We start from the raw sequence: 24,309 nt of genomic DNA on the forward strand, positions 1-24,309 counted from the left end.
GTCATGGCAGAAATCAAGAACTACACGCTCAACTTCGGCCCGCAGCACCCGGCAGCGCACGGCGTGCTGCGCCTCGTGCTCGAGCTCGACGGCGAAGTCATCCAGCGCGCCGATCCGCACATCGGCCTGCTGCACCGCGCGACCGAAAAGCTCGCGGAAAACAAGACCTTCATCCAGTCAGTGCCGTACATGGACCGTCTCGACTACGTGTCGATGATGGTCAACGAGCACGGCTACGTGCTCGCGATCGAAAAGCTGCTCGGCATCGAAGTGCCGGAACGCGCGAAGTACATCCGCGTGCTGTTCGACGAGATCACGCGCGTGCTGAACCACCTGATGTGGATCGGCGCGCACGCGCTCGACGTCGGCGCGATGGCCGTCTTCCTGTATGCGTTCCGCGAGCGCGAAGATCTGATGGACGTGTACGAAGCGGTGTCCGGTGCGCGGATGCACGCGGCGTACTACCGTCCGGGCGGCGTCTATCGCGACCTGCCGGACGCGATGCCGCAATACAAGGCGTCGAAAATCCGCAACGAGAAGGCGCTCGCGAAGATGAACGAAGCGCGCAGCGGCTCGGTGCTCGATTTCATCGACGATTTCTTCACGCGCTTCCCGAAGTGCGTCGACGAATACGAAACGCTGCTCACCGACAACCGGATCTGGAAGCAGCGTCTGGTCGGGATCGGCGTCGTCAGCCCGGAGCGTGCGCTGCAGATGGGCCTGACCGGTCCGATGCTGCGCGGCTCGGGCATCGCGTGGGACCTGCGCAAGAAGCAGCCGTACGAAGTGTACGACCGGATGGAGTTCGACGTGCCGGTCGGCGTGAACGGCGATTGCTACGACCGCTATCTGGTGCGCGTCGAAGAAATGCGCCAGTCGGTCCGCATCGCGAAACAGTGCATTGAGTGGCTTCGCAAGAATCCGGGCCCCGTGATGACGGACAATCACAAGGTTGCGCCGCCGTCGCGCGTCGGCATGAAGACCAACATGGAAGACTTGATTCACCACTTCAAGCTCTTCACCGAAGGTTTTCACGTGCCGGAAGGCGAGGCTTACGCGGCAGTCGAGCATCCGAAGGGCGAATTCGGCATCTATCTGGTGTCGGACGGCGCGAACAAGCCGTATCGCCTCAAGATTCGCGCACCGGGCTTCGCGCATCTGGCGTCGCTCGACGAAATGGCGCGCGGTCACATGATCGCGGATGCCGTCACGATCATCGGTACGCAGGACATCGTGTTCGGCGAAATCGATCGCTAATGGTTGCGCTGTCCGCGCAAGCGGACAGCGAGCAGTCAGTCACACGCGATGCGCGCTGAACCGGCGCGGCTTCGCAAGCTGTCAACAGTGAGCGCCAGGTCTGCCGTCCACGCACGCCGTGCGGCAGGTTGTTCGTTCGGTAGGAATTGAAAGAGTCGTGTCTGAAAATGATCTCAGCTGAAGGCCTGAAGGAAATCGATCGAGCGTTGACGAAGTATCCCGCCGATCAGAAACAGTCCGCCGTGATGTCGGCGTTGGCCGTCGCTCAGGAAGAGCACGGCTGGCTGTCGCCCGAACTGATGCAGTTCGTCGCGGACTATCTCGGCATGCCGGCCGTCGCCGTGCAGGAAGTCGCGACGTTCTACACGATGTACGAGCTGAAGCCGGTCGGCAAGCACAAGATCACGCTCTGCACGAACCTGCCGTGCCAGCTCGGTCCGCACGGCGGCGCGGAAGCGACGGCCGACTATCTGAAACAGAAGCTCGGCATCGACTTCGGCGAGACCACGCCGGACGGCAAGTTCACGCTGAAGGAAGGCGAGTGCTTCGGTGCGTGCGGCGACGCGCCGGTGCTGCTGGTGAACAACCACAAAATGTGCAGCTTCATGAGCCGCGAGAAGATCGACCAGCTGCTTGAGGAGCTTTCGAAATGACGTCCCTTCACGACCGTCACATCAAACCGCTGATCCTCGCTGGTCTGAACGGCGAGAACTGGCATCTCGAAGATTACGTTGCGCGCGGCGGCTACAAGCAGCTGCGCCGCATTCTCGAAGAAAAGATTCCGCCCGAGCAGGTGATCGCCGACGTGAAGGCGTCGGGTCTGCGCGGCCGCGGCGGTGCGGGCTTTCCGACCGGCCTGAAGTGGAGCTTCATGCCGCGTCAGTTCCCGGGGCAGAAATATCTCGTCTGCAACTCGGACGAAGGCGAGCCGGGCACGTTCAAGGATCGCGACATCCTGCGCTGGAATCCGCACGCGCTGATCGAAGGGATGGCCATCGGCGCGTACGCGATGGGCATCACCGTCGGCTACAACTACATCCACGGCGAGATCTTCGAAGTGTATCGACGCTTCGAGGCGGCGCTCGACGAGGCGCGCGCGGCCGGATTCCTCGGCGACAACATCATGGGCTCGGAATTCTCGTTCCAACTGCACGCGCATCACGGTTACGGCGCGTACATCTGCGGCGAGGAGACGGCGCTGCTCGAGTCGCTCGAAGGCAAGAAGGGTCAGCCGCGCTTCAAGCCGCCGTTTCCGGCGAGCTTCGGCGTGTACGGCAAGCCGACCACGATCAACAACACCGAGACGTTCGCGGCGGTGCCGTTCCTGCTCGCCGTCGGTCCGCAGAATTACCTCGAAATCGGCAAGCCGAACAACGGCGGCACGAAGATCTTCTCGGTGTCGGGCGACGTCGAGCGTCCGGGCAACTATGAAGTGCCGCTCGGCACGCCGTTCGCGACGCTGATGGAGCTGGCCGGCGGGATGCGCGGCGGCAAGAAGATCAAGGCGGTGATTCCGGGCGGCTCGTCCGCGCCGGTCGTGCCGGGCGACGTGATGATGCAGACCGACATGGACTACGACTCGATCGCGAAGGTCGGCTCGATGCTCGGTTCGGGCGCGGTGATCGTGATGGACGAGACGCGCTGCATGGTCCGTTCGCTGCTGCGTCTGTCGTACTTCTACTACGAGGAGTCGTGCGGCCAGTGCACGCCGTGCCGTGAAGGCACCGGCTGGCTGTATCGCGTCGTGAACCGTATCGAGCACGGCGAAGGCCGTCAGGAAGATCTGGACCTGCTGAATTCGGTCGCCGAGAACATCATGGGCCGCACGATCTGCGCGCTCGGCGATGCGGCGGCGATGCCGGTGCGCGGGATGCTGAAGCACTACTGGGACGAATTCGCGTACCACGTCGAGCACAAGCACTGCATGGTCGGCGGTCACGCGCACGCGGCGGCGGCCTGAAGCGAAACCGGTTGCGGAATTTGAGCGCACGGTCGGGCGAACGCGCGAACGGGCGGAAATAGGTTAAGGACCATTCACCATCATGGTTGAACTTGAAATAGACGGCAAGAAGGTCGAGGTGCCCGAAGGCAGCATGGTGATCCAGGCTGCGCACAAGGCGGACACGTACATTCCTCACTTCTGCTATCACAAGAAACTGTCGGTTGCGGCCAATTGCCGGATGTGTCTCGTCGAAGTCGAGAAGATGCCGAAGGCCGTGCCCGCGTGCGCGACGCCCGTGTCGGCCGGCATGATCGTCCGCACGCAGTCCGACAAGGCCGTGAAGGCGCAGCAGTCGGTGATGGAATTCCTCCTCATCAACCACCCGCTCGACTGTCCGATCTGCGATCAGGGCGGCGAATGCCAGCTGCAGGATCTGGCGGTCGGCTACGGCAAGTCGTCGTCGCGCTACTCGGAAGAAAAGCGCGTGGTGTTCCACAAGAACGTCGGCCCGCTGATCTCGATGGAAGAGATGTCGCGCTGCATCCACTGCACGCGCTGCGTCCGCTTCGGCCAGGAAATCGCCGGCGTGATGGAGCTCGGCATGCTGGGCCGCGGCGAGCATTCCGAAATCACGACGTTCGTCGGCAAGACGGTCGACTCCGAGCTGTCGGGCAACATGATCGACCTGTGCCCGGTCGGCGCGCTGACCAGCAAGCCGTTCCGCTACAGCGCACGGACGTGGGAGCTGTCGCGCCGCAAGTCGGTGAGCCCGCACGACTCCGTCGGCGCGAATCTCGTCGTGCAGGTGAAGAACAACCGCGTGATGCGCGTGCTGCCGTTCGAGAACGAAGCGATCAACGAATGCTGGATCTCGGACAAGGATCGTTTCTCGTACGAAGGCCTGAACAGCGAAGAGCGTCTGACGAAGCCGATGCTCAAGCAAGGCGGCCAATGGATCGAAACCGACTGGCAGACGGCGCTCGAATACGTCGCGAAGGGGCTCAAGGGCATCGCGGCCGACCACGGCGCGAATGCGCTGGCAATGCTCGCGAGCGCGCACAGCACCGCTGAAGAACTGTTCCTCGTGAAGCAGCTCGCGCACGAGCTGAAGACGCCGAACGTCGATTTCCGTCTGCGCCAGCAGGATTTCTCGGCGCCGGTCCAGGGCGCGCCGTGGCTCGGGATGCCGATCGCCGAGCTGTCGAACGTGAACGCCGCGTTCGTGATCGGCTCGTTCCTGCGCCGCGATCATCCGCTGTTCGCCGCGCGCCTGCGTCAGGCCGCGAAGAACGGCGCGAAGGTGCATTTCCTGAACGCGACGGGCGACGACTCGCTGATTCCGACCGCGCAGCGCATCGTCGCCGCGCCGTCCGCGTGGCTCGACGAGCTGGCCGGCATCGCCGCGGCCGTCGCGCAGCTGCGCGGCGTCGCGCTGCCGGACACGCTGGCGGGCGTTGCCGCATCGGCCGCCGCGCAAGCGGTCGCTCAGTCGCTCGCGAACGGCGAGCGCCGTGCGGTGCTGCTCGGCAACGTCGCGGTCCGTCATCCGGAATTCGCGAAGCTGCATGCGCTCGCGCAGTGGATCGCCGACAACACCGGCGCAACGCTCGGCTTCCTGACCGAAGCGGCGAACACGGTCGGCGCGCACGTCGTCGGCGCGCTGCCGGGCGACGGCGGGCTGAACGCGCGCGAAGCGTTCGCGCAGCCGCGCAAGGGCTACGTGCTGCTGAACGTCGAGCCGGAATTCGACACCGCCGATCCGGCGCAGGCACTGGCCGCGCTGAACCAGGCAGAAATGGTCGTCGTGATGTCGCCGTTCAAGCACGGTCTCGACTACGCGGACGTGCTGCTGCCGGTCGCGCCGTTCACGGAAACGTCCGGCACGTTCGTGAACGCGGAAGGCACCGTGCAGAGCTTCAACGGCGTCGTGCGCCCGCTCGGCGAGACGCGTCCGGCATGGAAGGTACTGCGTGTGCTCGGCAGCCTGCTCGGCCTGCCGAACTTCGAATACGAGACGGCCGAAGAGGTGCGTGTCGCGGCTCTCGGCGATGCAGGCATCGCCGACCGTCTGTCGAACCGGACGTCGATCGCACCGGCGCGCGTCGCCGCGTCCGCTGCGAACGGCGGCTTCGAGCGTCTCGCCGACGTGCCGATCTATCACGCCGACGCACTCGTGCGCCGTGCCGGTGCGCTGCACCTGACGGCCGCCGCGAAGGCGGCGAACACCGTCGGCCTGCCGGCCGCGCTGTTCGACAAGCTGGGCTTGAAGGAAGGCGACGCGGTGCGCGTGCGCCAGGGCGAGCGTGCGGTGCAGTTGCCCGCCGTGCGCGACGCGAATCTTGCGGAGACGGTCGTTCGCGTGTCGGCGGCGACGCCTGCCGGCGCAGCGCTCGGCAGCCTGTCCGGTGAACTGGTGGTGGAGAAGGCGTAAATGAGCTTGTTCGATACGATCAACGCGGGCGGAGCCCAGCTTCTCGGCGTCGCGTGGCCGACGGTGTGGGCGCTCGTGCGCATCCTCGTCGTCGCCGTCGTGATCCTGCTGTGCGTCGCGTACCTGATTCTGTGGGAGCGCAAGCTGATCGGCTGGATGCACGTGCGTCTCGGCCCGAACCGCGTCGGCCCGGCCGGCCTGCTGCAGCCGATCGCCGACGTGCTGAAGCTGCTGCTGAAGGAAGTGATTCAGCCGAGCGCCGCCAGCCGCTGGCTGTACCTGATCGCGCCGATCATGACCGTCGTGCCGGCGTTCGCCGTGTGGGCGGTGATCCCGTTCCAGGCCGAAGCGGTGCTCGCGAACGTGAACGCGGGCCTGCTGTACGCGATGGCGATCTCGTCGATCGGCGTGTACGCGGTGATTCTCGCCGGCTGGGCGTCGAACTCGAAGTACGCGTTCCTCGGCGCGATGCGCGCCGCCGCGCAGATGGTGTCGTACGAAATCTCGATGGGCTTCGCGCTGGTGCTCGTGCTGATGACGGCCGGCAGCCTGAACCTGTCGGAAATCGTCGGCTCGCAGCAGCACGGCTTCTTCGCGAGCCACGGCGTGAACTTCCTGTCGTGGAACTGGCTGCCGCTGCTGCCGGCGTTCGTCGTGTACTTCATCTCGGGCATCGCCGAAACGAACCGTCACCCGTTCGACGTGGTGGAAGGCGAGTCGGAGATCGTCGCGGGTCACATGATCGACTACTCGGGCATGGCGTTCGCGCTGTTCTTCCTCGCCGAGTACATCAACATGATCGTGATCTCGGCGCTCGCTTCGACGCTGTTCCTCGGCGGCTGGGATGCGCCGTTCGAATTCCTGTCGTTCATCCCGGGCATCTTCTGGCTGGTGCTGAAGGTATTCGCGCTGCTGTCGGTGTTCATCTGGGTGCGCGCGACGTTCCCGCGCTTCCGTTACGACCAGATCATGCGCCTCGGCTGGAAGGTGTTCCTGCCCGTCACGGTGATCTGGGTGGTCGTGGTCGGCTTCTGGATGATGTCGCCGCTCAACATCTGGGTGAAGTAATCGGACGAAATCATGACGGCAATCCAACACTTCTTTAAGACCTTCTTCCTGACCGAGCTGCTGAAGGGGCTCGCGCTGACCGGCCGTTACACGTTCAAGCGCAAGTTCACCGTCCAGTTCCCGGAAGAGAAGACGCCGATTTCGCCGCGCTTTCGCGGGCTGCACGCGCTGCGCCGCTACGAGAACGGCGAAGAGCGCTGCATCGCATGCAAGCTGTGCGAGGCCGTGTGTCCCGCGCTCGCGATCACGATCGAATCGGAAACGCGCGCGGACAACACGCGCCGCACGACGCGCTACGACATCGACCTGACGAAGTGCATCTTCTGCGGTTTCTGCGAAGAGAGCTGCCCGGTCGATTCGATCGTCGAGACGCAGATCCTCGAATATCACGGCGAAAAGCGCGGCGACCTGTATTTCACGAAGGAAATGCTGCTCGCGGTGGGCGACCGCTACGAGAAGGACATCGCTGCGGCGAAGGCTGCCGACGCGCCGTATCGTTGATTGTGTTTGCAGTGCCGGCCCGACGCGACGTCGACGGGCCGAGCCGCCGCGACGGGTGCGGCACGCGACAGCGTCCCGCAAGCCGCGCCTGACTATGGCCTAACGATGAACCGGTAATCATGGAATTCACGACCGTACTGTTCTACATCTTCGCGCTGCTCCTGGTGGTATCAGGGCTGAAGGTGATCACTTCGCGCAACCCGGTGGCGTCTGCGCTTTTCCTTGTGCTGGCGTTCTTCAACGCCGCCGCGATCTGGATGCTGCTGGAAGCGGAGTTCCTCGCGATCCTGCTGGTGCTGGTCTACGTGGGCGCCGTGATGGTGCTGTTCCTGTTCGTCGTGATGATGCTCGACATCAACATCGATTACCTGCGCCGCGACTTCAAGCGCTTCGTGCCGATGGCGACGGTCGTCGGCGCGATCATCGTAATCGAGACCGCGCTGATCCTGTGGCGCGGCTACGGCGACACGCACACCGTGCACGCGATGACGTCGGCCGCGACCGAAGGCTGGTCGAACACGCGCCTGATCGGCAAGGTGATCTACACCGACTACATCTTCGCGTTCGAAATCGCCGGCCTCGTGCTGCTGGTCGCGATCATTGCCGCGATCGGGCTGACCGCGCAGAAGGGCAAGGACAGCAAGCGCCAGCGCGTGTCGGAGCAGGTCAAGGTGCGCCGCAACGACCGCGTGCGCCTCGTGAAGATGGAAGCGGACAAGCCGCAGCCGGAAACGGCGCAGAGCGAAGCCGGTACGAGCACCAACGGCTAAGCGGAGGAAAAGAAAACCATGTTGACTCTTGCTCACTACCTCGTGCTCGGCGCGATCCTGTTCGCGATCGCGATCGTCGGGATTTTCCTGAACCGCCGCAACATCATCATCATCCTGATGGCGATCGAGCTGATGCTGCTCGCGGTGAACACCAACTTCGTCGCGTTCTCGCACTACCTCGGCGACGTGCACGGCCAGATCTTCGTGTTCTTCGTGCTGACCGTCGCCGCAGCGGAAGCCGCGATCGGTCTCGCGATTCTGGTGACCCTGTTCCGTAAGCTCGACACGATCAATGTCGAGGATCTCGATCAGCTCAAAGGTTAATTTCAGGCAACGCTGTTATGTCAACGACACTCAATGAAAACCTGCTGCTGGCGATTCCGCTCGCTCCGCTGGCCGGCTCGCTGATTGCGGGGCTGTTCGGGAACGCAGTCGGGCGCAAGGGCGCACACCGGATCACGATTCTCGGCGTACTGATCGCGTTCCTCCTGTCGGCGAAAGTCTTTCTCGACGTGATGGGCGGCGCGAGCTTCAACGCGACCGTCTACGAATGGATGAACGTCGGCTCGCTGAAGCTCGAGGTCGGCTTCCTCGTCGATTCGCTGACCGCGATGATGATGGTCGTCGTGACGTTCGTGTCGCTGATGGTGCACGTCTACACGATCGGCTACATGTCGGAAGAGGACGGCTACCAGCGGTTCTTCTCGTACATCTCGCTGTTCACGTTCTCGATGCTGATGCTCGTGATGAGCAACAACTTCCTGCAGCTGTTCTTCGGCTGGGAAGCGGTGGGTCTGGTGTCGTACCTGCTGATCGGCTTCTACTTCACGCGTGAGAGCGCGATCTACGCGAACATGAAGGCGTTCCTTGTGAACCGCGTCGGCGACTTCGGCTTCCTGCTCGGCATCGGCCTGCTGCTCGCGTTCGCGGGCTCGATGAACTACGGCGAAGTGTTCGCGAAGCGTGCGGAACTCGCGAGCCTGCACTTCCCGGGCACCGACTGGGGTCTGCTGACGGTCGCGTGCATCTGCCTGTTCATCGGCGCGATGGGCAAGTCCGCGCAGTTCCCGCTGCACGTGTGGCTGCCCGACTCGATGGAAGGCCCGACGCCGATCTCCGCGCTGATTCACGCGGCGACGATGGTGACGGCCGGCATCTTCATGGTGTCGCGCATGTCGCCGCTGTTCGAGCTGTCGGACACCGCGCTGTCGTTCATCACGGTGATCGGCGCGATCACGGCGCTGTTCATGGGCTTCCTCGGCATCGTGCAGAACGACATCAAGCGCGTCGTCGCTTATTCGACGCTGTCGCAGCTCGGCTACATGACGGTCGCGCTCGGCGTGTCCGCGTATCCGGTCGCCGTGTTCCACCTGATGACGCACGCGTTCTTCAAGGCGCTGCTGTTCCTCGGTGCAGGCTCCGTGATCATCGGCATGCACCACGATCAGGACATGCGCAACATGGGCGGCCTGCGCAAGTACATGCCGATCACGTGGATCACGTCGCTGATCGGCTCGCTCGCGCTGATCGGTACGCCGTTCTTCTCGGGTTTCTACTCGAAGGACTCGATCATCGACGCGGTGAAGCTGTCGCACCTGCCGGGTTCGGGCTTCGCATATTTCGCGGTGGTCGCGAGCGTGTTCGTCACGGCGCTGTACTCGTTCCGCATGTACTTCCTGGTGTTCCACGGCGAAGAGCGCTTCCGCCAGCCGAAGCATCCGGAATCGCCGATGGGCATGGCGGCCGCGCACGGTCACGACGATCACGGCCACGGTCATGACGACCACGCGCACGAACCGCACGAAACGCCGTGGGTCGTGTGGGTGCCGCTCGTGCTGCTCGCGATTCCGTCGGTGATCATCGGTGCGATCGCGATCGGTCCGATGCTGTTCGGCGACTTCTTCCAGCACGGTGTCGCGTTCGACAAGGTGATCTTCATCGGCGAAAACCATCCGGCGCTCGCCGAGATGGCCGAGGAGTTCCACGGCTGGGTCGGCATGGGCCTGCACTCGGTGTCGGGCCTGCCGGTGTGGCTCGCGCTCGCCGGCGTCGTCGTCGCATGGTTCCTGTATCTGAAGCGTCCGGATCTGCCGGCGTCGATCCGCCGTGCGTTCGGTCCGATCTACACGCTGCTGGACAACAAGTACTACATGGACAAGATCAACGAAGTGGTGTTCGCCCGCGGCTCGGTGGCGATCGGCCGCGGCCTGTGGAAGGAGGGCGACGTCGTGGTGATCGACGGCCTCGTCAACGGCAGCGCCAAGTTCATCGGCTGGTTCGCGAGCGTGATCCGCTTCCTCCAATCCGGTTACATCTATCACTACGCGTTCGCCATGATCATCGGCATGCTGGGGCTCCTGACCCTGTTTGTAACGCTCGGCGGCAAATAAGGCGGGGGGACAACTAATGCACGCTTTTCCGATTCTCAGTACCGCGATCTGGCTGCCGATCGTTTTCGGCCTCCTCGTGCTCGCGGTCGGTAACGACAAAAATCCGGGTGCGGCGCGCTGGGTCGCGCTGATCGGTTCGCTGCTCGGCCTCGCGGTCACGATCCCGCTGATCACGGGCTTCGACTCGAGCACCGCCGCGCTGCAGTTCGTCGAGCATTCGACGTGGATCGAGCGCTTCGACATCTCGTATCACCTCGGCGTCGACGGCATCTCGATGTGGTTCGTCGTGCTCACCGCGCTGATCACGGTGATCGTCGTGATCGCCGCGTGGGAAGTGATCACCGAGAACGTCGCGCAGTACCTCGCCGCGTTCCTGATCCTGTCCGGGATCATGATCGGCGTGTTTTCGGCGGCCGACGGCCTGCTGTTCTACGTGTTCTTCGAAGCGACGCTGATCCCGATGTACATCATCATCGGCGTGTGGGGCGGCCCGAACCGCGTGTACGCGGCATTCAAGTTCTTCCTGTACACGCTGGCCGGCTCGCTGCTGATGCTGGTCGCGCTGATCTACCTGTACACGGAGACGCATTCGTTCGATCTCGCGACGTGGCAGAACGCGAAGATCGCGATGACGCCGCAGATCCTGCTGTTCATCGCATTCTTCCTCGCATTCGCGGTGAAGGTGCCGATGTGGCCGGTGCACACCTGGCTGCCGGACGCGCACGTCGAAGCGCCGACGGGCGGCTCCGTCGTGCTGGCCGCGATCATGCTGAAGCTCGGCGCGTACGGCTTCCTGCGCTTCTCGCTGCCGATCACGCCCGACGCGAGCCACTTCCTGGCGCCGGTCGTGATCACGCTGTCGCTGATCGCGGTGATCTACATCGGCCTCGTCGCGATGGTGCAGGCCGACATGAAGAAGCTGGTCGCGTATTCATCGATCGCGCACATGGGCTTCGTCACGCTCGGCTTCTTCATCTTCAACCAGCTCGGCGTCGAAGGCGCGATCGTGCAGATGATCTCGCACGGCTTCGTGTCGGGCGCGATGTTCCTGTGCATCGGCGTGCTGTACGACCGCGTGCACTCGCGCCAGATCGCCGACTACGGCGGCGTCGTGAACGTGATGCCGAAGTTCGCGGCGTTCGCGATGCTGTTCTCGATGGCCAACTGCGGGCTGCCGGGCACGTCCGGTTTCGTCGGCGAATTCATGGTGATCCTGGCGGCCGTCCAGTACAACTTCTGGATCGCATTCGGCGCGGCGTTCACGCTGATCCTCGGCGCGGCGTACACGCTGTGGATGTACAAGCGCGTGTACTTCGGCGCGGTCGCGAACGATCACGTCGCGAAGCTGACGGACATCGGCCGCCGCGAATTCCTGATGCTCGCCGTGCTGGCCGCGTTCACGCTGCTGATGGGCCTGTATCCGAAGCCTTTTACCGACGTGATGCACGTTTCCGTGGAAAACCTCCTCTCCCATGTCGCGCAGTCGAAGCTGCCGCTGGCCCAGTAATCGCGAGCGGAGGAACTCAAGATCATGAACGCTCCTATGAATGTCCTGTTGCCTGACGCGCTGGTGATGGTCGCCATCGTCGTCGCATGGCTGAACGACACCTTTACCGGTGCATCGGGCCGCCGCCTGACCTATCTGATCGCGGTGGTATCGTCGGTCGTGGCCGGCGTGTGGTTTGCGGTGCAGGCGCTCGATACGCAGCAGTATTACTTCTTCTCGCGGATGGTCGTCGTCGACTCGTTCGCGAGCACGATGAAGGCGGTCGTATCGTTCGGCTTCGCGGTATCGCTCGTCTATTCGCGCAAGTACCTCGAAGACCGCGACATGTTCCGCGGCGACGTGTTCCTGCTCGGCATGTTCTCGCTGCTCGGCCAGCTCGTGATGGTGTCGGGCAACAACTTCCTGACGCTGTACCTCGGTCTCGAGTTGATGTCGCTGTCGCTGTATGCGGTCATCGCGCTGCGCCGCGACGCCGCGCAGTCGAGCGAAGCGGCGATGAAGTACTACGTGCTGGGCGCGCTCGCGTCGGGCTTCGTGCTGTACGGCATCTCGATGCTGTACGGCGCGACCGGTTCGCTCGAGCTCGGCGAGGTGTACAAGGCGGTCGGCGGCAACACCGACGCGGCCGTGCTGATGTTCGGCGTGATCTTCATCGTTGCCGGTATCGCGTTCAAGCTCGGCGCCGTGCCGTTCCACATGTGGGTGCCGGACGTCTACCAGGGCGCACCGACCGCGATGACGCTGTTCGTCGGCGGCGGTCCGAAGGTTGCCGCGTTCGCGTGGGGCATGCGGTTCCTCGTGATGGGCCTGCTGCCGCTCGCGCAGAACTGGCAGACCGCGCTCGTGATCCTCGCCGCGCTGTCGCTGATCGTCGGCAACATCACCGGTATCGTCCAGCGCAACATCAAGCGGATGCTCGCTTACTCGGCGATCTCGAACATGGGCTTCGTGCTGCTCGGCCTGCTCGCGGGCATCGTGAAGGGCGACGCGGCGGCACCGGCGAACGCATACAGCTCGGCGATGTTCTACGCGATCGTCTACCTGATCACGACGCTCGGCGCGTTCGGCGTGGTGATGCTGCTCGCACGCCGCGACTTCGAAGCGGAAACGATCGACGACTTCAAGGGCCTCAACAAGCGCAGCCCGGTGTTCGCGTTCGTGATGATGGTCATGATGTTCTCGCTGGCCGGCATCCCGCCGACTGTCGGCTTCTACGCGAAGCTCGCGGTGCTCGAGGCGACCGTCAATGCGGGTCTCACGTGGCTCGCGGTGCTGGCCGTCGTCACGTCGCTGTTCGGTGCGTTCTACTACCTGCGCATCGTCAAGCTGATCTACTTCGATGCGCCGCAGGACACGACGCCGATCGCCGGCGACTTCTGCAAGCGCACGATCCTCGTGCTGAACGGCCTTGCGGTCGTCGTGCTCGGCCTCGTCCCGAGCCCGCTGCTGACGGCGTGCCTGCAGGCGATCCGTCACACGCTGCCGCTGTAATAATGTCGGCGGCCGGCTGGTTTATCGTGCTGTTGGCGCTCGTGTGCGCCAACCTGCCGTTCCTGAACCAACGCCTCTTCGCCGTCGTGCCGGTCGGCGCGACGAAGAAGAGCGCGTGGGTGCGGATCGGCGAGCTGATCGTGCTGTATTTCGTGGTCGGCGCGCTCGGCTTCTGGCTCGAGTCGCGCGCCGGCAACCGCTTCGAACAAGGCTGGCAGTTTTACGCGATCACGTTCAGTCTCTTCGTCGTGTTCGCGTTTCCCGGCTTCACGTTCCAGTATCTCGTCAAACGGCGCTGACCGGCCCTTTCCGGCCGTCGCGCTCATTCACGGAGCCGCCCGATGGCCGAACTACCCAATCACGACGCCGCGCTGACCGAAACCTGTGTCGAAAGCGAAGCAATCTTCGACGGCGCATTCCTCAAGCTCAAGCGCGACACCGTGCGCTTGCCGGACGGCAAGACCGCGACGCGCGAATACGTGCAGCACCCGGGCGCGGTGATGGTGATCCCGCTGTTCGACGACGGCCGTGTGCTGATGGAAAGCCAGTACCGCTATCCGATCGGCAAGGTGATGGCCGAATTCCCGGCCGGCAAGCTCGACCCGAACGAAGGCGCGCTCGCGTGCGCGGTGCGCGAACTGCGCGAAGAAACGGGCTACACGGCGCGCGAGTACGTGTTCCTGACGCGCATCCACCCGATCATTTCCTACTCGACCGAGTTCATCGACCTGTATCTCGCGCGTGGGCTCACGGCCGGCGAGCGCAAGCTCGACGAAGGCGAATTCCTCGAAACCTTCACGGCGACGCTGCCCGACCTGCTCGAATGGGTGCGCACCGGCCAAATCAGCGACGTAAAGACGATCATCGGCACGATGTGGCTCGAGCGCGTGACGTCGGGCGCGTGGCCGCTCGGCCCGGTGCTGACGCCCTGAACGCCGCGTCAGCGGCCCGCAGGACGCCGCGTTACAATCCGGTGACGCGACGCTGGCGCGTCGCGCGATCGGGATTAGCACGATCGTTCACAAAACCGCTTTTTGCGCTACACTCGTCACAGCCCTGATTCAGCATGAAGGTCCTCGATTTACAGTGTCCGCACGGTCATCGGTTCGAAGGCTGGTTCGCTTCTGCCGATGAATTCGAAGCGCAGTTGTCCCGCAAGCTGGTCGAATGTCCGGTGTGCGGAACGACCGAGGTCAGCCGTATGCCGTCAGCGCCGCGCCTGAACTTGTCGGGTGCCACGCAGGCGCAAGCGGCCGATCCGCGTGCGCTGCAGGCGCAGGTGATGCGTGCGCTGCGCGAGGTGCTGCAGAAGACCGAGAACGTGGGCGAGCGCTTCGCCGAGGAAGCGCGGCGCATTCACTACAACGAAGCGCCCGCGCGCAGCATTCGTGGCGTCACGACGCCGGAAGATGCGCAAGCCTTGGTCGAAGAGGGCATCGACGTGATGCCGCTGCCGATTCCAGCCGCGCTGAAAGAACCGCTGCAATAACGTACGCGGTGTCTCGTCGCCCGGCCGGATGGTCGTGGCGAGCCTTGCGTGGGCCCGGGTAAGCGCTAAAGCGTCAACTCGGGTCGACAGCCAAGCATGGGATCGGAGCGGCCGCTGAAGCGGCAACTCCGATCGATCGCGAAGCATGGGGTCGGAGTAAGGCGCTAAAGCGGCAACTCCGGTCGACCGCGAAGCATGGGACCGGAGTAAGGCGCTAAAGCGCCAACTCCGGTCGACAGGAGACGCTGCGCATGGATCTGGATTATTCCCCCGCCGACGACGCATTCCGCGCCGACATCCGCGCTTGGCTCGAGGCCAACCTGCCTCGCACACTGCGCGCCAAAGTCCTCGATCACAAACGACTCGACCGCGAAGACTACGCAAGCTGGCACCGCATCCTCGGCCAGCGCGGCTGGTCGGCGCCCGCATGGCCGACCGAATACGGCGGGCCGGGCTGGAACGCGACGCAGCAGCATATCTGGGAAGAAGAGTGCGCACGCATCGGCGCGCCGACCGTGCTGCCGTTCGGCGTGTCGATGGTCGCGCCCGTGCTGATGAAGTACGGCAGTGAAGCGCAAAAGCGCCGCTATTTGCCGCGCATTCTCGATGGATCCGACTGGTGGTGCCAAGGCTACTCGGAGCCGGGCTCCGGATCCGACCTCGCGTCGCTGCGCACTCGCGCGGAGCGTCACGGCGATCATTACGTCGTCAACGGCCAGAAAACCTGGACGACGCTCGGACAGTACGCAGACATGATGTTCTGTCTCGTGCGCACCGATCCGGTCGCGAAGAAGCAGGAGGGCATCTCGTTCCTGCTGATCGACATGAAGACGCCGGGCATCACCGTGCGCCCGATCATCACGCTCGACGAGGATCACGAGGTCAACGAGGTGTTCTTCGAAGACGTGAAGGTGCCGGTCGAGAATCTCGTCGGCGACGAAAACCGCGGCTGGACTTACGCGAAATACCTGCTCGGCCACGAGCGTACCGGCATCGCACGCGTCGGCGCGTCGAAGCGCGAACTCGCGTTCCTCAAGCGCGTCGCGTCGAATCAGCGCAAGAACGGCAAGCCGCTGCTCGCCGATCCGGTGTTCGCCGCAAAAGTTGCGGCGCTCGAAGTCGAACTGATGGCGCTCGAGGTGACGGTGCTGCGCGTGGTCAGCCGCGAGACGAGCGGCAAGGGGCCGGGACCGGAGGCATCGATGCTGAAGATCAAGGGCACCGAAGTTCAGCAGGCGCTCACCGAGTTGATGTTCGAAGCGATCGGCCCGCTTGCTGCGCCGTTCGACGTCCCGTTCCTCGACGGCGAGCGCGAACACAGCATCGCGGGCGACGACGACGCAGCACCGCTCGCCGCGTATTACTTCAATTACCGGAAGACGTCGATCTACGGCGGTTCGAACGAAATTCAGAAGAACATCATCGCGCAGATGATTCTCGGGCTGTGAGCTGGCGATTTGCACGGATCGGGCGGCGCTCGCAAATGGCGATTCAGGCCGATCGCTTTGCATGGGACCGGAGTAAGCGCCGAAGCGCCAACTCGGACCGACAGCTTTGCATGGGACCCGAGTAAGCGCTAAAGCGCCAACTCGGGCCGACAGCTTTGCATGGGGCCCGAGTAAGCGCTAAAGCGCTAACTCGGGCCGACAGCTTTGCATGGGGCCCGAGTAAGCGCTAAAGCGCTAACTCGGGCCGACAGGAGACAACGATGGATTTCAGTTTTAGCGACGAGCAGCAGCAGTTCGCCGACGCGCTGCGCCGTTACCTCGGCGAGCAGTACGGCTTCGACGCGCGGCAGACGATCGTGCGCAGCGACGCCGGTGTGTCGGACACGCAATGGAACGCGTTCGCCGAACTGGGCCTCACGGCGCTGCCCGTGCCCGACGCACACGGCGGTTTCGGCGGCGGTCCGGTCGACATGCTGATCGCAATGCAAGAGCTCGGCCGCGCGCTCGTGGTCGAGCCGTACTGGGCGACGGCCGTAGGCATCGAAGCGCTACGCGTCGCCGGTTCCGGCGCGGGCGACGATGCCGCACTGCTGGAAGCAGTCGCGCACGGACACAAGCGTCTCTCCGTCGCATTCCACGAGCCGCACGCGCGCTACGACGTGTTCGAAATCGCGACACGTGCGCACGAGCAGGGCGGCGCGTACCGGCTGTCGGGCACCAAGTCGATCGTTCAGCACGGCGCGCAAGCGCACGCATGGATCGTCCCGGCGCGGGTCGACGGCGGCGGTATCGGCCTTTTCGTCGTCGAACGCGACGCACCGGCGGCGAAAGTGGTGGACTATCGTACGATCGACGGCCAACGTGCGGCGACGATCGAATTCGACGGAACGTCTGCGCGACGGCTGACGGGCGGCGCCCGCGACGCGGCCGCGCTCGAACAGATCGGCGATTACGCGACGTTCCTGCTCTGTGCGGAAGCGATCGGCGCGCTCGACGAATTGAACCGCGCGACCGTCGAATACACGAAGACGCGCGAGCAGTTCGGCGTACCGATCGCGCGTTTCCAGGCGCTGCAGCACCGGATGGTCGACATGCTGATTCATGCGGAGCAGGCGCGCTCGCTGACCTATCTGGCCGCGGTGCGCTACGCGAGCGGCGACGCCGATGCGCGGCGCAAGGCAGTATCGGCCGCGAAGGCCCGCGTCGGGATCGCGGCCCGCTTCGTCGGCCAGCAGGCGATTCAGCTGCACGGCGGGATGGGTGTGACCAACGAGGTCGCCGCCGCGCATCTGTTCAAGCGGCTGTCGATCATCGAGACGACGCTCGGCGATACGGACCATCATCTCGCGCGAATCGCGGCGCTGCCCGATTTCGCGCAAGCCGCCGCGGCATGACGTCCGCGCGCATACGCGACACAAGGAGACCACAGTGGGTATCAGTTACGAAGATTTGATCGTCGGCGACACGACGGAGATAGGCCGCTATACGTTCGAGGCGGACGACATCAAGGCATTCGCGCAACGTTACGATCCGCAGCCGTTTCATGTCGACGAGGCGGCGGGCAAGGCATCGCCGTTCGGCGGCCTCGTCGCGAGCGGCTGGCATACGTGCTCGGTATTCATGGGGCTGCTCGTCAAGAAGCTCGGCACCGACTCGACGAGCATGGGCTCGCCCGGCATCGACGAGATCCGCTGGCTCAAGCCGGTGCGCGCCGGCGATACGATCACGATGTATCAGAAGATCCTCGACAAGCGCGTGTCGGCGAGCAAGCCGGATCGCGGCATCGTGTCGACCGAATGGATCGGCGTCAACGGCAGCGGCGAGACGGTGATCACCGTGCGCTCGAAGGTGATCTTCGGTTTGCGCAATCCCGAAGGCGGGCGCGAATGACCGACGTGACGTTGCCGCTAATCGCGTCGGCGCAGGCGCTGCACGAGCGGGTCGGTCAGCCGGCGCTGGCGAGCGGCTGGGTCGAGATCGACCAGCGCCGCGTCGACGGCTTTGCCGACGCGACCGGCGACCATCAATGGATCCACGTCGATCCCGAACGTGCGCGACGCGAATCGCCGTTCGGTGGACCGATCGCGCACGGGTTCCTCACGTTGTCGCTGATTCCCGCGCTGATGACGAACGCGATGCGCTTCGAGCAGCGGATGGGTGTGAACTACGGGCTGAACCGCGTGCGGTTCCTGAAGCCGGTGCCGGTCGGCGCGCGCGTACGTGCGCTGTTTGCGGTGAAGGAAACCGCCGACGCCGCGCAGGGCGGTGTGCAGGTGACGTGGTCGGTGTCGATGCAGGCCGAGCGGCCCGATGTCCCGCTGCTCGTTTGTGCGGCGGAATTCATCACGCTGCATTATTTCTGAACTGCGAGGCGGCGCGCTGCGACGCCGCCTCGCACTGCGCACGCCGTTCAGCGCTTCGCGTATTGCGTGGCGCCGAACAGCACTTCGCGCGCCTTGTCGTCCTGCAGCGCCTTGCGCAGCGACGCCAGCACCTCGACGCCGCGCTGCACGGCCGGCCGCGCGGCGATCGCGTCGTGCCAGCGCTTCACGTTCGGCAATTCGTCGAGCACGACGCCCTGGTTTTGCCACGAGCGCGTCCACGGGAACGTCGCGATGTCCGCGATCGTATATTCGCTGCCCGCCAGATACTCGGATTCGCGCAGGCGTTTTTCCATCACGTTGTACAGGCGCTTCGCTTCGTTCGTGTAGCGGTCGACCGCGTACTCGATCTTCTGCGGCGCGTACAGCCGGAAGTGATGCGCCTGCCCGAGCATCGGGCCGACGCCGCCCATCTGGAACATCAGCCACTCGAGCGTCGCATAGCGGGCGGCCGGATCGCTCGGCAGGAACTTGCCGGTCTTTTCCGCGAGGTAGATCAGGATCGCGCCCGATTCGAACAGCGAGATCGGCTGGCCGCCCGGACCGTCGGAATCGACGATCGCCGGGATCTTGTTGTTCGGGCTGATCTTCAGGAATTCGGGCTTGAACTGGTCGCCTGCACCGATATCGACCGGATGTACACGATACGCGAGGCCGGTTTCCTCGAGCATGATGTGGACTTTGTGGCCGTTCGGGGTCGCCCAGCTGTAGACGTCGATCATCGTCAACTCCTTCATTGCGTGCGCACGATAGCGGCGCCGTCGGGGCGCCGCGACAGGCGGTCATTACAGCATGGATCGCAATGCGCTGCAGACGGCCGCAACGTGCCGACTCGCGCCGGTTCCGGCAGCGCGAGTGCTCTGGATGTACAGCCGGACGAACGTCGGTCGCGCGAATTCCCGCGCGTGCTGCCGCGGCTCGAAAGACGCGCTGCCGGCGAATCAGCGCTTGTAGCGCGGCTGGCGTTTCTCGAGAAACGCGCGGATGCCTTCGAGGCCATCCGCATGGTGGAGCGACGCGACAAAATGATCGCGCTCGGTGCCGAGATGCGGGTCGAGCGGCTGCGCGATTGCCTCGTCGAGCAGCGACTTGATGCGCGTCAGCGCATTCGGCGAGATGCCGGCGAGCGCATCGGCCCACGCGAGCGCGTCGGTCAGCGCGGCACCCGGCACGGCGAGTCGGTTCACGACGCCCAATGCGTGCAGACGTTCGGCTGCGATCGGTTTGCCTTCGAACAGGATCTCGGCTGCGAGTGCGCGCGGCAGCGCGCGAGCGAGGAACCACGAGCCGCCGCCGTCCGGCGTGAGGCCGACGCGTGCGTAAGACATCACGAATTTCGCGTCGTGCGCGGCGACGATCAGATCGCACGCGAGCGCGAGCGAGAAGCCCGCGCCGGCCGCCGCGCCTTCGACTGCCGCGATCACGGGCTTCGTCGACGCGCGGATCGCCGTGACCCACGCGCCGAGCTGGTCGATGCTGTCCGCCTGGTAGGACGGATCTTTCGAGCGGTTGTCGAGCAGCCGGTTCAGGTTGCCGCCCGCGCAGAAAAAGCGATCGGCGCCCGTGAGCACGACCGCGCGAATCGCCGGATCGCGCTCCGCAGTGGCAAGCGCTTCGACGCCGGCCGCATACATGTCGGGATGCAGCGCATTGCGCGCGCCGGGATTGGACAGCGTGAGAACGAGCGTCGATTCGCTCTCGGGAGGACGCGACGCCAGCAGTTCAGCGCTCATGCGAGTGTGTCTCCATCGGGATTCGCTACCTCGGCATCGCGCATGCATGCGCGATGCCGCCGTGATAGCGGATGTAATGTCGTCGTGACGGACGCGAAACTGCCTTAGACTAGCACGCGCGTACTTTTCGGCGCGACGCTTCCGACGCGGCTCGCGTCGCCGAGGCCGCGCTTCCGGCGACGAAGGAGCTTTCGATGCTACAGCTGTGCGGTATTCCGCTGTCGAACTATTACAACAAGGTGAAGTTCGTGCTGCTCGAGCACGATATCCCGTTCGAGGAGTCGGCGTGCGGTTTGCCGGTCAGCGATCCGGCGCTGCTTGCCGCTTCGCCGCTCGGCAAGATTCCGTTCCTGAAGACCGAAGAGGGTGCGCTGTTCGAGTCGCAGGTGATCGTCGAATATCTGGCGGCACGCTATCCCGACAAAGCCATTTTTCCGCGTGCGCCGTTCGCCGCCGCGAAAGTGCGCGAGCTGATCCAGACGCTCGAACTGTATCTCGAATGGACGGCGCGCGAGCTCTACGCGGAAGCGTTCTTCGGCGGCAAGGTCGGCGACGGCACGAAGGCGCATGTCGAGAAGCGTCTGCTGCGCTCGATCGACGCGTTCAAGCGGATGACGCAATTCTCGCCGTACGTGTCAGGCGAGTCGTTCAGCGTGGCCGACATCGCCGCGTCGGTTCATCTGCCGGTGATCGGGATGGCGACGAACGCGATATTCGGCCGAGACTTCCTGCTCGACGCCGGCATCGACTGGAAAGCGCACGCGAAGAAGATCGGCGAGCGCCCGGCCGCTCAGCGCGTCGCGGCCGATCGCAAGGCCTACATCGAAGCGTCCGGCGGCGTGCGCTCGTAGGCGACGGCGGCACGCGGCCGCCCGTGCGCGCATCACAGGCGCGCGAGCCTTTCGAGCGCGGACGCGAGCGTGCTTTCCTGCTTCGCGAAGCAGAAACGCACGACGCCCGATTCGTGCGGCTCGTGATAGAACGCCGACACCGGAATGGCGGCCACGCCAATCTCGGACGTGAGCCATTTCGAGAATTCCGCCTCCGGCAGGTCGCTGATCGCCGAATAGTCGACGCACTGGAAGTACGTGCCCGTGCATGGCAGCAGCCTGAAGCGCGTGCGTTCGAGTCCGGCGCGGAAGAAGTCGCGCTTCTTCTGATAGAAGTCGGCGAGCGTCAGGTACGGCGCCGGGTCGCGCAGGTAGTCGGCGAGGCCGAGCTGCATCGGCGTGTTGACGGTGAACACGTTGAACTGATGAACCTTGCGGAACTCGGCGGTCAGCGCGGCAGGCGCGGCGACGTAGCCGACCTTCCATCCCGTCACGTGATACGTCTTGCCGAAGCTCGACACGATGAAGCTGCGCGCCGCGAGCTCCGGATACCGTGCGACGCTCTCGTGGCGCGCACCGTCGTACACCATGTGCTCGTAGACCTCGTCGGACAGAATCAGCACGTCGGTGCCGCGCACGATCTCCTCGAGCTTGCGCATGTCGGCTGCGCGCCATACGGTGCCGGTCGGATTGTGCGGCGTGTTGATCAGGATCATTCGCGTTTTCGGCGTGATCGCCGCGGCGAGACGATCGAACGGAATCGCATAGTCGGGCGCGTCGAGCGTGACGAACACAGGCTTGCCGCCGGCAAGTTCGATCGACGGCAGGTAGCTGTCGTAGGTCGGCTCGATGACGACGACTTCGTCGCCCGGATGCACCGCGCACAGGATCGCGGTCAGCAGCGCCTGCGTCGCGCCGGCCGTGACCGTGATTTCCGTTGCCGGATCGTAGCGCCGGCCGTAGACCTGCGCGATCTTGTCGGCGATCGCGTCGCGCAGCGGCGCGACGCCGGCCATCGGCGGATACTGGTTGTGGCCGCCGCGCATCGCGGCCGCCACCGCGTCGACGATGCGCGGATCGCAGTCGAAGTCCGGAAAACCCTGGCCGAGGTTGACCGCGCCTTTCTCGGCGGCGAGCGCGCTCATGACCGTGAAGATCGTCGTGCCGACGTTCGGCAGGCGCGAGGGGAAAGCGGGAGTCGTGGGCATGTCGGAAGGAGCGTTCATCGATACGGGCGAAAACGGTGGATGCGGCGGGTCAGGCCGGCGCGACGGCGGCTGCCGACGCGACGACGAGCGCGCATGCGTCGGCGAACGCTGCGGGCTGCGCGATCCGGAAGCCGAAGTCGCGCGCGGTGCGTTTCGCGAGCTTCAGCAGCGCGCGGTCCTTCGACACGAGCCATTCTGCTCGGGCAGCGCGTGCGAGCTCGAGGAACTTCTGATCGTCGCGATCCTTGCACTTCGGCAACGGCGGCGCGTCGGCGTCCGCGGGCGGCAGTTCGACCAGACGTGCGAGGCGCGCGACGGTCGCGAGCGCGGCAGCCTTGTCGACCGCGCGTGCGCGGAACTGCGGGTAGTCGAGCACGTAGTCGAGTTCGGTCAGGCAACGAGCGTCGATCACCGCCGCGAGCGTGCCGCATTCGAGCGCGGCGCGGATCGGACGCGTGGCGGGGTCGTCGAATACGAGGATGTCGATCCAGACGTTCGAATCCAGCACGACGCGGTGCGGGGCGAGGGAGCGGCTCATTCGTTACAATCGGTGGTTTTCGTCTGACCGCAAGGCACGGCGTGCCAGCGAGCCTCTATGATAATCGTTCTCTCTCCCGCCAAATCCCTCGACTACGATACGCCCGCCCACGTCCGGTCTTACACGACGCCTGCGTTCGTCGACGACGCGTCGGAATTGATCGACGGCCTGCGCAAACTGTCGCCGCAGGACATCGCCGCGCTGATGGACATCTCCGATCCGCTCGCGCGCCTGAACTTCCAGCGTTACGCGGAGTGGTCGCCGACGTTTACGCCCGCCAACGCGAAGCAGGCTGTGCTCGCGTTCAACGGCGACGTCTATGAAGGATTCGACGCGAAATCGCTGTCGGCTGCCGATCTCGACTACGCGCAGCAGCACGTGCGTGTGCTGTCGGGCCTGTACGGACTGCTGCGCCCGCTCGACCTGCTTCAGCCGTACCGGCTCGAGATGGGCACGCGTTTCGCGAATGCGCGCGGCAAGGATCTGTACGCGTTCTGGGGCGACCGCATCACGCGCGCGCTGAACGAGCAGCTCGAGACGCGCAGCGGCGCGTCGCGCGTGCTGATCAATTGCGCATCGAACGAGTACTTCAAATCGGTCAAGCCGAAATTGCTGGCTGCGCCGGTCATCACGCCGGTGTTCGAGGACTGGAAAGGTGGCCGCTACAAGATCATCAGCTTCCATGCGAAGCGTGCGCGCGGGCTGATGACGCGTTATATCGTCGAGAACCGTATCGCCGAACCGGCGGCGTTGACGGATTTCGCGGTGGAAGGCTATGCGTTCGACGCGGAGGCGTCGAACGATTCGACTTACGTGTTTCGTCGGCGCGTTGGGGAGTGATCGCGCTGGTGGGGATGGCGCGGATGGTGCGTGCGTGAGATCGGAGCGGAGACGGGCGGTTTCTCGTCGACGGTTTTGGTTCTGCGTGACGGCGTAAAGAAAGCGTTGAGGTACCGGCTTCGGGCGATGGGACGGTGTGCGGCGGAGGTAGTGCTCGCGGCATGAAGTTCGGTCGACAGCTTGGTATGGGGGCGGGGAAGGTGTTTCGGCTTGAGGCCTCGGGTTGATGGTTCTGGGTCGGACCGGGTAAGTGCCGAAGTACTAGTTGTGGTTGACAGCTTTGCATGGGACCGGAGTAGGGGCTGAAGCGCCAGCTCCGGTCGACTGTTTTGTATGGGACCGGAGTAAGTGCTGAAGCACTAACTCCGGTCGACCGCGTTGCATGGGACCGAAGTAAGCGCTGAAGCGCTAACTCCGGTCGACCGCGTTGCATGGGACCGAAGTAAGCGCTGAAGCGCTAACTCCGGTCGACCGCGTTGCATGGG

At 64.5% G+C, this 24,309-nt stretch carries 24 protein-coding genes; 20 read left to right on the plus strand and 4 right to left on the minus strand.

The window, feature by feature from the left end; all coding sequences use genetic code 11:
• Positions 1 to 3 precede the first annotated feature (3 nt).
• The 18 genes from BUB20358_RS19640 to BUB20358_RS19725 all read left to right on the plus strand — a co-directional run bounded on the left by BUB20358_RS19640 (position 4) and on the right by BUB20358_RS19725 (position 18,657).
• Positions 4 to 1,257 (plus strand): NADH-quinone oxidoreductase subunit D, encoded by a 1,254-nt coding sequence (locus tag BUB20358_RS19640; protein WP_006763838.1) that lies wholly within the window; start codon positions 4 to 6, stop codon positions 1,255 to 1,257.
• Between the two features lie 167 nt (positions 1,258 to 1,424).
• Positions 1,425 to 1,910, plus strand: coding sequence for an NADH-quinone oxidoreductase subunit NuoE (nuoE, locus tag BUB20358_RS19645; protein WP_006398802.1), 486 nt, complete (start codon positions 1,425 to 1,427; stop codon positions 1,908 to 1,910).
• Positions 1,907 to 3,217, plus strand: coding sequence for an NADH-quinone oxidoreductase subunit NuoF (gene nuoF / locus BUB20358_RS19650; protein WP_006763839.1), 1,311 nt, complete (start codon positions 1,907 to 1,909; stop codon positions 3,215 to 3,217). Before nuoE ends, nuoF begins: the two co-directional genes overlap by 4 nt.
• An 82-nt stretch (positions 3,218 to 3,299) precedes the next feature.
• Positions 3,300 to 5,630 carry an NADH-quinone oxidoreductase subunit NuoG gene (nuoG, locus tag BUB20358_RS19655; protein ID WP_006763840.1) on the plus strand — a complete coding sequence of 777 codons (2,331 nt, stop codon included), beginning with the start codon at positions 3,300 to 3,302 and terminating at the stop codon, positions 5,628 to 5,630.
• Positions 5,631 to 6,698 carry an NADH-quinone oxidoreductase subunit NuoH gene (gene nuoH, locus BUB20358_RS19660; RefSeq protein ID WP_006763841.1) on the plus strand — a complete coding sequence of 356 codons (1,068 nt, stop codon included), beginning with the start codon at positions 5,631 to 5,633 and terminating at the stop codon, positions 6,696 to 6,698. It begins immediately after the preceding gene.
• Between the two features lie 12 nt (positions 6,699 to 6,710).
• A complete protein-coding gene (gene nuoI, locus BUB20358_RS19665) occupies positions 6,711 to 7,199 on the plus strand; it encodes an NADH-quinone oxidoreductase subunit NuoI (RefSeq protein ID WP_006478270.1) in 489 nt (162 codons plus the stop codon).
• A gap of 119 nt (positions 7,200 to 7,318) precedes the next feature.
• Positions 7,319 to 7,969 carry an NADH-quinone oxidoreductase subunit J gene (locus BUB20358_RS19670; protein ID WP_006763842.1) on the plus strand — a complete coding sequence of 217 codons (651 nt, stop codon included), beginning with the start codon at positions 7,319 to 7,321 and terminating at the stop codon, positions 7,967 to 7,969.
• Between the two features lie 18 nt (positions 7,970 to 7,987).
• Complete coding sequence (gene nuoK, locus BUB20358_RS19675; protein ID WP_004185739.1) at positions 7,988 to 8,293, plus strand: NADH-quinone oxidoreductase subunit NuoK; 306 nt, start codon at positions 7,988 to 7,990, stop codon at positions 8,291 to 8,293.
• A gap of 17 nt (positions 8,294 to 8,310) precedes the next feature.
• Positions 8,311 to 10,359 (plus strand): NADH-quinone oxidoreductase subunit L, encoded by a 2,049-nt coding sequence (nuoL, locus tag BUB20358_RS19680; RefSeq protein ID WP_006763843.1) that lies wholly within the window; start codon positions 8,311 to 8,313, stop codon positions 10,357 to 10,359.
• A gap of 16 nt (positions 10,360 to 10,375) precedes the next feature.
• A complete protein-coding gene (locus BUB20358_RS19685) occupies positions 10,376 to 11,866 on the plus strand; it encodes an NADH-quinone oxidoreductase subunit M (protein WP_006763844.1) in 1,491 nt (496 codons plus the stop codon).
• A gap of 36 nt (positions 11,867 to 11,902) precedes the next feature.
• A complete protein-coding gene (nuoN, locus tag BUB20358_RS19690) occupies positions 11,903 to 13,357 on the plus strand; it encodes an NADH-quinone oxidoreductase subunit NuoN (RefSeq protein WP_174484796.1) in 1,455 nt (484 codons plus the stop codon).
• A 2-nt stretch (positions 13,358 to 13,359) separates the two neighbouring features.
• Positions 13,360 to 13,656, plus strand: a complete 297-nt coding sequence (locus tag BUB20358_RS19695) for a DUF2818 family protein (RefSeq protein ID WP_035972044.1) — start codon at positions 13,360 to 13,362, stop codon at positions 13,654 to 13,656.
• A gap of 42 nt (positions 13,657 to 13,698) precedes the next feature.
• Positions 13,699 to 14,289 (plus strand): NUDIX domain-containing protein, encoded by a 591-nt coding sequence (locus tag BUB20358_RS19700; protein WP_006763847.1) that lies wholly within the window; start codon positions 13,699 to 13,701, stop codon positions 14,287 to 14,289.
• A 134-nt stretch (positions 14,290 to 14,423) separates the two neighbouring features.
• On the plus strand, positions 14,424 to 14,846 hold the full coding sequence (locus tag BUB20358_RS19705; RefSeq protein ID WP_006763849.1) for a DUF1178 family protein: 423 nt from the start codon (positions 14,424 to 14,426) through the stop codon (positions 14,844 to 14,846).
• A 251-nt stretch (positions 14,847 to 15,097) separates the two neighbouring features.
• Positions 15,098 to 16,294, plus strand: coding sequence for an acyl-CoA dehydrogenase family protein (locus tag BUB20358_RS19710; protein ID WP_006763850.1), 1,197 nt, complete (start codon positions 15,098 to 15,100; stop codon positions 16,292 to 16,294).
• Positions 16,295 to 16,554: 260 nt separating this feature from the next.
• Positions 16,555 to 17,688 carry an acyl-CoA dehydrogenase family protein gene (locus tag BUB20358_RS19715; RefSeq protein ID WP_006763851.1) on the plus strand — a complete coding sequence of 378 codons (1,134 nt, stop codon included), beginning with the start codon at positions 16,555 to 16,557 and terminating at the stop codon, positions 17,686 to 17,688.
• A gap of 34 nt (positions 17,689 to 17,722) precedes the next feature.
• Positions 17,723 to 18,184, plus strand: a complete 462-nt coding sequence (locus BUB20358_RS19720; RefSeq protein ID WP_006763852.1) for a MaoC family dehydratase — start codon at positions 17,723 to 17,725, stop codon at positions 18,182 to 18,184.
• The gene (locus BUB20358_RS19725; protein WP_006763853.1) at positions 18,181 to 18,657 is read left to right on the plus strand and encodes a MaoC family dehydratase; all 477 of its coding nucleotides are present in this window, start codon (positions 18,181 to 18,183) and stop codon (positions 18,655 to 18,657) included. The genes BUB20358_RS19720 and BUB20358_RS19725 overlap by 4 nt, the downstream gene beginning before the upstream one ends.
• Positions 18,658 to 18,704: 47 nt before the next feature.
• On the opposite strand, the gene BUB20358_RS19730 is transcribed toward BUB20358_RS19725, so the two are convergent.
• Positions 18,705 to 19,397, minus strand: a complete 693-nt coding sequence (locus BUB20358_RS19730; RefSeq protein ID WP_006763854.1) for a glutathione binding-like protein — start codon at positions 19,395 to 19,397, stop codon at positions 18,705 to 18,707.
• Between the two features lie 219 nt (positions 19,398 to 19,616).
• Complete coding sequence (locus BUB20358_RS19735) at positions 19,617 to 20,408, minus strand: oxepin-CoA hydrolase, alternative type (protein ID WP_035972045.1); 792 nt, start codon at positions 20,406 to 20,408, stop codon at positions 19,617 to 19,619.
• Positions 20,409 to 20,602: 194 nt separating this feature from the next.
• On the opposite strand from BUB20358_RS19735, the gene BUB20358_RS19740 reads away from it, so the two are divergent.
• Positions 20,603 to 21,259, plus strand: coding sequence for a glutathione S-transferase family protein (locus BUB20358_RS19740; protein WP_006763856.1), 657 nt, complete (start codon positions 20,603 to 20,605; stop codon positions 21,257 to 21,259).
• 32 nt (positions 21,260 to 21,291) lie between these two features.
• On the opposite strand, the gene BUB20358_RS19745 is transcribed toward BUB20358_RS19740, so the two are convergent.
• Together BUB20358_RS19745 and BUB20358_RS19750 are read right to left on the minus strand one after the other, a co-directional pair.
• Positions 21,292 to 22,464: a pyridoxal phosphate-dependent aminotransferase gene (locus BUB20358_RS19745; RefSeq protein WP_006763857.1), complete on the minus strand. Its 1,173-nt coding sequence runs from the start codon at positions 22,462 to 22,464 to the stop codon at positions 21,292 to 21,294.
• 31 nt (positions 22,465 to 22,495) lie between these two features.
• Entirely contained in the window at positions 22,496 to 22,984 is a 489-nt protein-coding gene (locus tag BUB20358_RS19750) for a putative toxin-antitoxin system toxin component, PIN family (protein WP_006763858.1), read from the minus strand.
• Between the two features lie 57 nt (positions 22,985 to 23,041).
• Here BUB20358_RS19750 and yaaA point away from each other — a divergent pair, with 57 nt between their 5' ends.
• Positions 23,042 to 23,824, plus strand: coding sequence for a peroxide stress protein YaaA (gene yaaA / locus BUB20358_RS19755; RefSeq protein ID WP_006763859.1), 783 nt, complete (start codon positions 23,042 to 23,044; stop codon positions 23,822 to 23,824).
• The last annotated feature ends 485 nt before the right edge of the window (positions 23,825 to 24,309 follow it).

This window comes from Burkholderia dolosa, assembly GCF_902499135.1.
In the GTDB taxonomy this organism is placed as follows: domain Bacteria; phylum Pseudomonadota; class Gammaproteobacteria; order Burkholderiales; family Burkholderiaceae; genus Burkholderia; species Burkholderia dolosa.

Excerpts from the sequence above, each read along its gene's own strand:
- BUB20358_RS19640 (WP_006763838.1), top strand. The coding sequence starts at position 4 with ATGGCAGAAATCAAGAACTACACGCTCAACTTCGGCCCGCAGCACCCG.
- nuoE (WP_006398802.1), top strand. The coding sequence starts at position 1,425 with ATGATCTCAGCTGAAGGCCTGAAGGAAATCGATCGAGCGTTGACGAAG.
- nuoF (WP_006763839.1), top strand. The coding sequence starts at position 1,907 with ATGACGTCCCTTCACGACCGTCACATCAAACCGCTGATCCTCGCTGGT.
- nuoG (WP_006763840.1), top strand. The coding sequence starts at position 3,300 with ATGGTTGAACTTGAAATAGACGGCAAGAAGGTCGAGGTGCCCGAAGGC.
- nuoH (WP_006763841.1), top strand. The coding sequence starts at position 5,631 with ATGAGCTTGTTCGATACGATCAACGCGGGCGGAGCCCAGCTTCTCGGC.
- nuoI (WP_006478270.1), top strand. The coding sequence starts at position 6,711 with ATGACGGCAATCCAACACTTCTTTAAGACCTTCTTCCTGACCGAGCTG.
- BUB20358_RS19670 (WP_006763842.1), top strand. The coding sequence starts at position 7,319 with ATGGAATTCACGACCGTACTGTTCTACATCTTCGCGCTGCTCCTGGTG.
- nuoK (WP_004185739.1), top strand. The coding sequence starts at position 7,988 with ATGTTGACTCTTGCTCACTACCTCGTGCTCGGCGCGATCCTGTTCGCG.
- nuoL (WP_006763843.1), top strand. The coding sequence starts at position 8,311 with ATGTCAACGACACTCAATGAAAACCTGCTGCTGGCGATTCCGCTCGCT.
- BUB20358_RS19685 (WP_006763844.1), top strand. The coding sequence starts at position 10,376 with ATGCACGCTTTTCCGATTCTCAGTACCGCGATCTGGCTGCCGATCGTT.
- nuoN (WP_174484796.1), top strand. The coding sequence starts at position 11,903 with ATGAATGTCCTGTTGCCTGACGCGCTGGTGATGGTCGCCATCGTCGTC.
- BUB20358_RS19695 (WP_035972044.1), top strand. The coding sequence starts at position 13,360 with ATGTCGGCGGCCGGCTGGTTTATCGTGCTGTTGGCGCTCGTGTGCGCC.
- BUB20358_RS19700 (WP_006763847.1), top strand. The coding sequence starts at position 13,699 with ATGGCCGAACTACCCAATCACGACGCCGCGCTGACCGAAACCTGTGTC.
- BUB20358_RS19705 (WP_006763849.1), top strand. The coding sequence starts at position 14,424 with ATGAAGGTCCTCGATTTACAGTGTCCGCACGGTCATCGGTTCGAAGGC.
- BUB20358_RS19710 (WP_006763850.1), top strand. The coding sequence starts at position 15,098 with ATGGATCTGGATTATTCCCCCGCCGACGACGCATTCCGCGCCGACATC.
- BUB20358_RS19715 (WP_006763851.1), top strand. The coding sequence starts at position 16,555 with ATGGATTTCAGTTTTAGCGACGAGCAGCAGCAGTTCGCCGACGCGCTG.
- BUB20358_RS19725 (WP_006763853.1), top strand. The coding sequence starts at position 18,181 with ATGACCGACGTGACGTTGCCGCTAATCGCGTCGGCGCAGGCGCTGCAC.
- BUB20358_RS19730 (WP_006763854.1), bottom strand. The coding sequence starts at position 19,397 with ATGATCGACGTCTACAGCTGGGCGACCCCGAACGGCCACAAAGTCCAC.
- BUB20358_RS19735 (WP_035972045.1), bottom strand. The coding sequence starts at position 20,408 with ATGAGCGCTGAACTGCTGGCGTCGCGTCCTCCCGAGAGCGAATCGACG.
- BUB20358_RS19740 (WP_006763856.1), top strand. The coding sequence starts at position 20,603 with ATGCTACAGCTGTGCGGTATTCCGCTGTCGAACTATTACAACAAGGTG.
- BUB20358_RS19745 (WP_006763857.1), bottom strand. The coding sequence starts at position 22,464 with ATGAACGCTCCTTCCGACATGCCCACGACTCCCGCTTTCCCCTCGCGC.
- BUB20358_RS19750 (WP_006763858.1), bottom strand. The coding sequence starts at position 22,984 with ATGAGCCGCTCCCTCGCCCCGCACCGCGTCGTGCTGGATTCGAACGTC.
- yaaA (WP_006763859.1), top strand. The coding sequence starts at position 23,042 with ATGATAATCGTTCTCTCTCCCGCCAAATCCCTCGACTACGATACGCCC.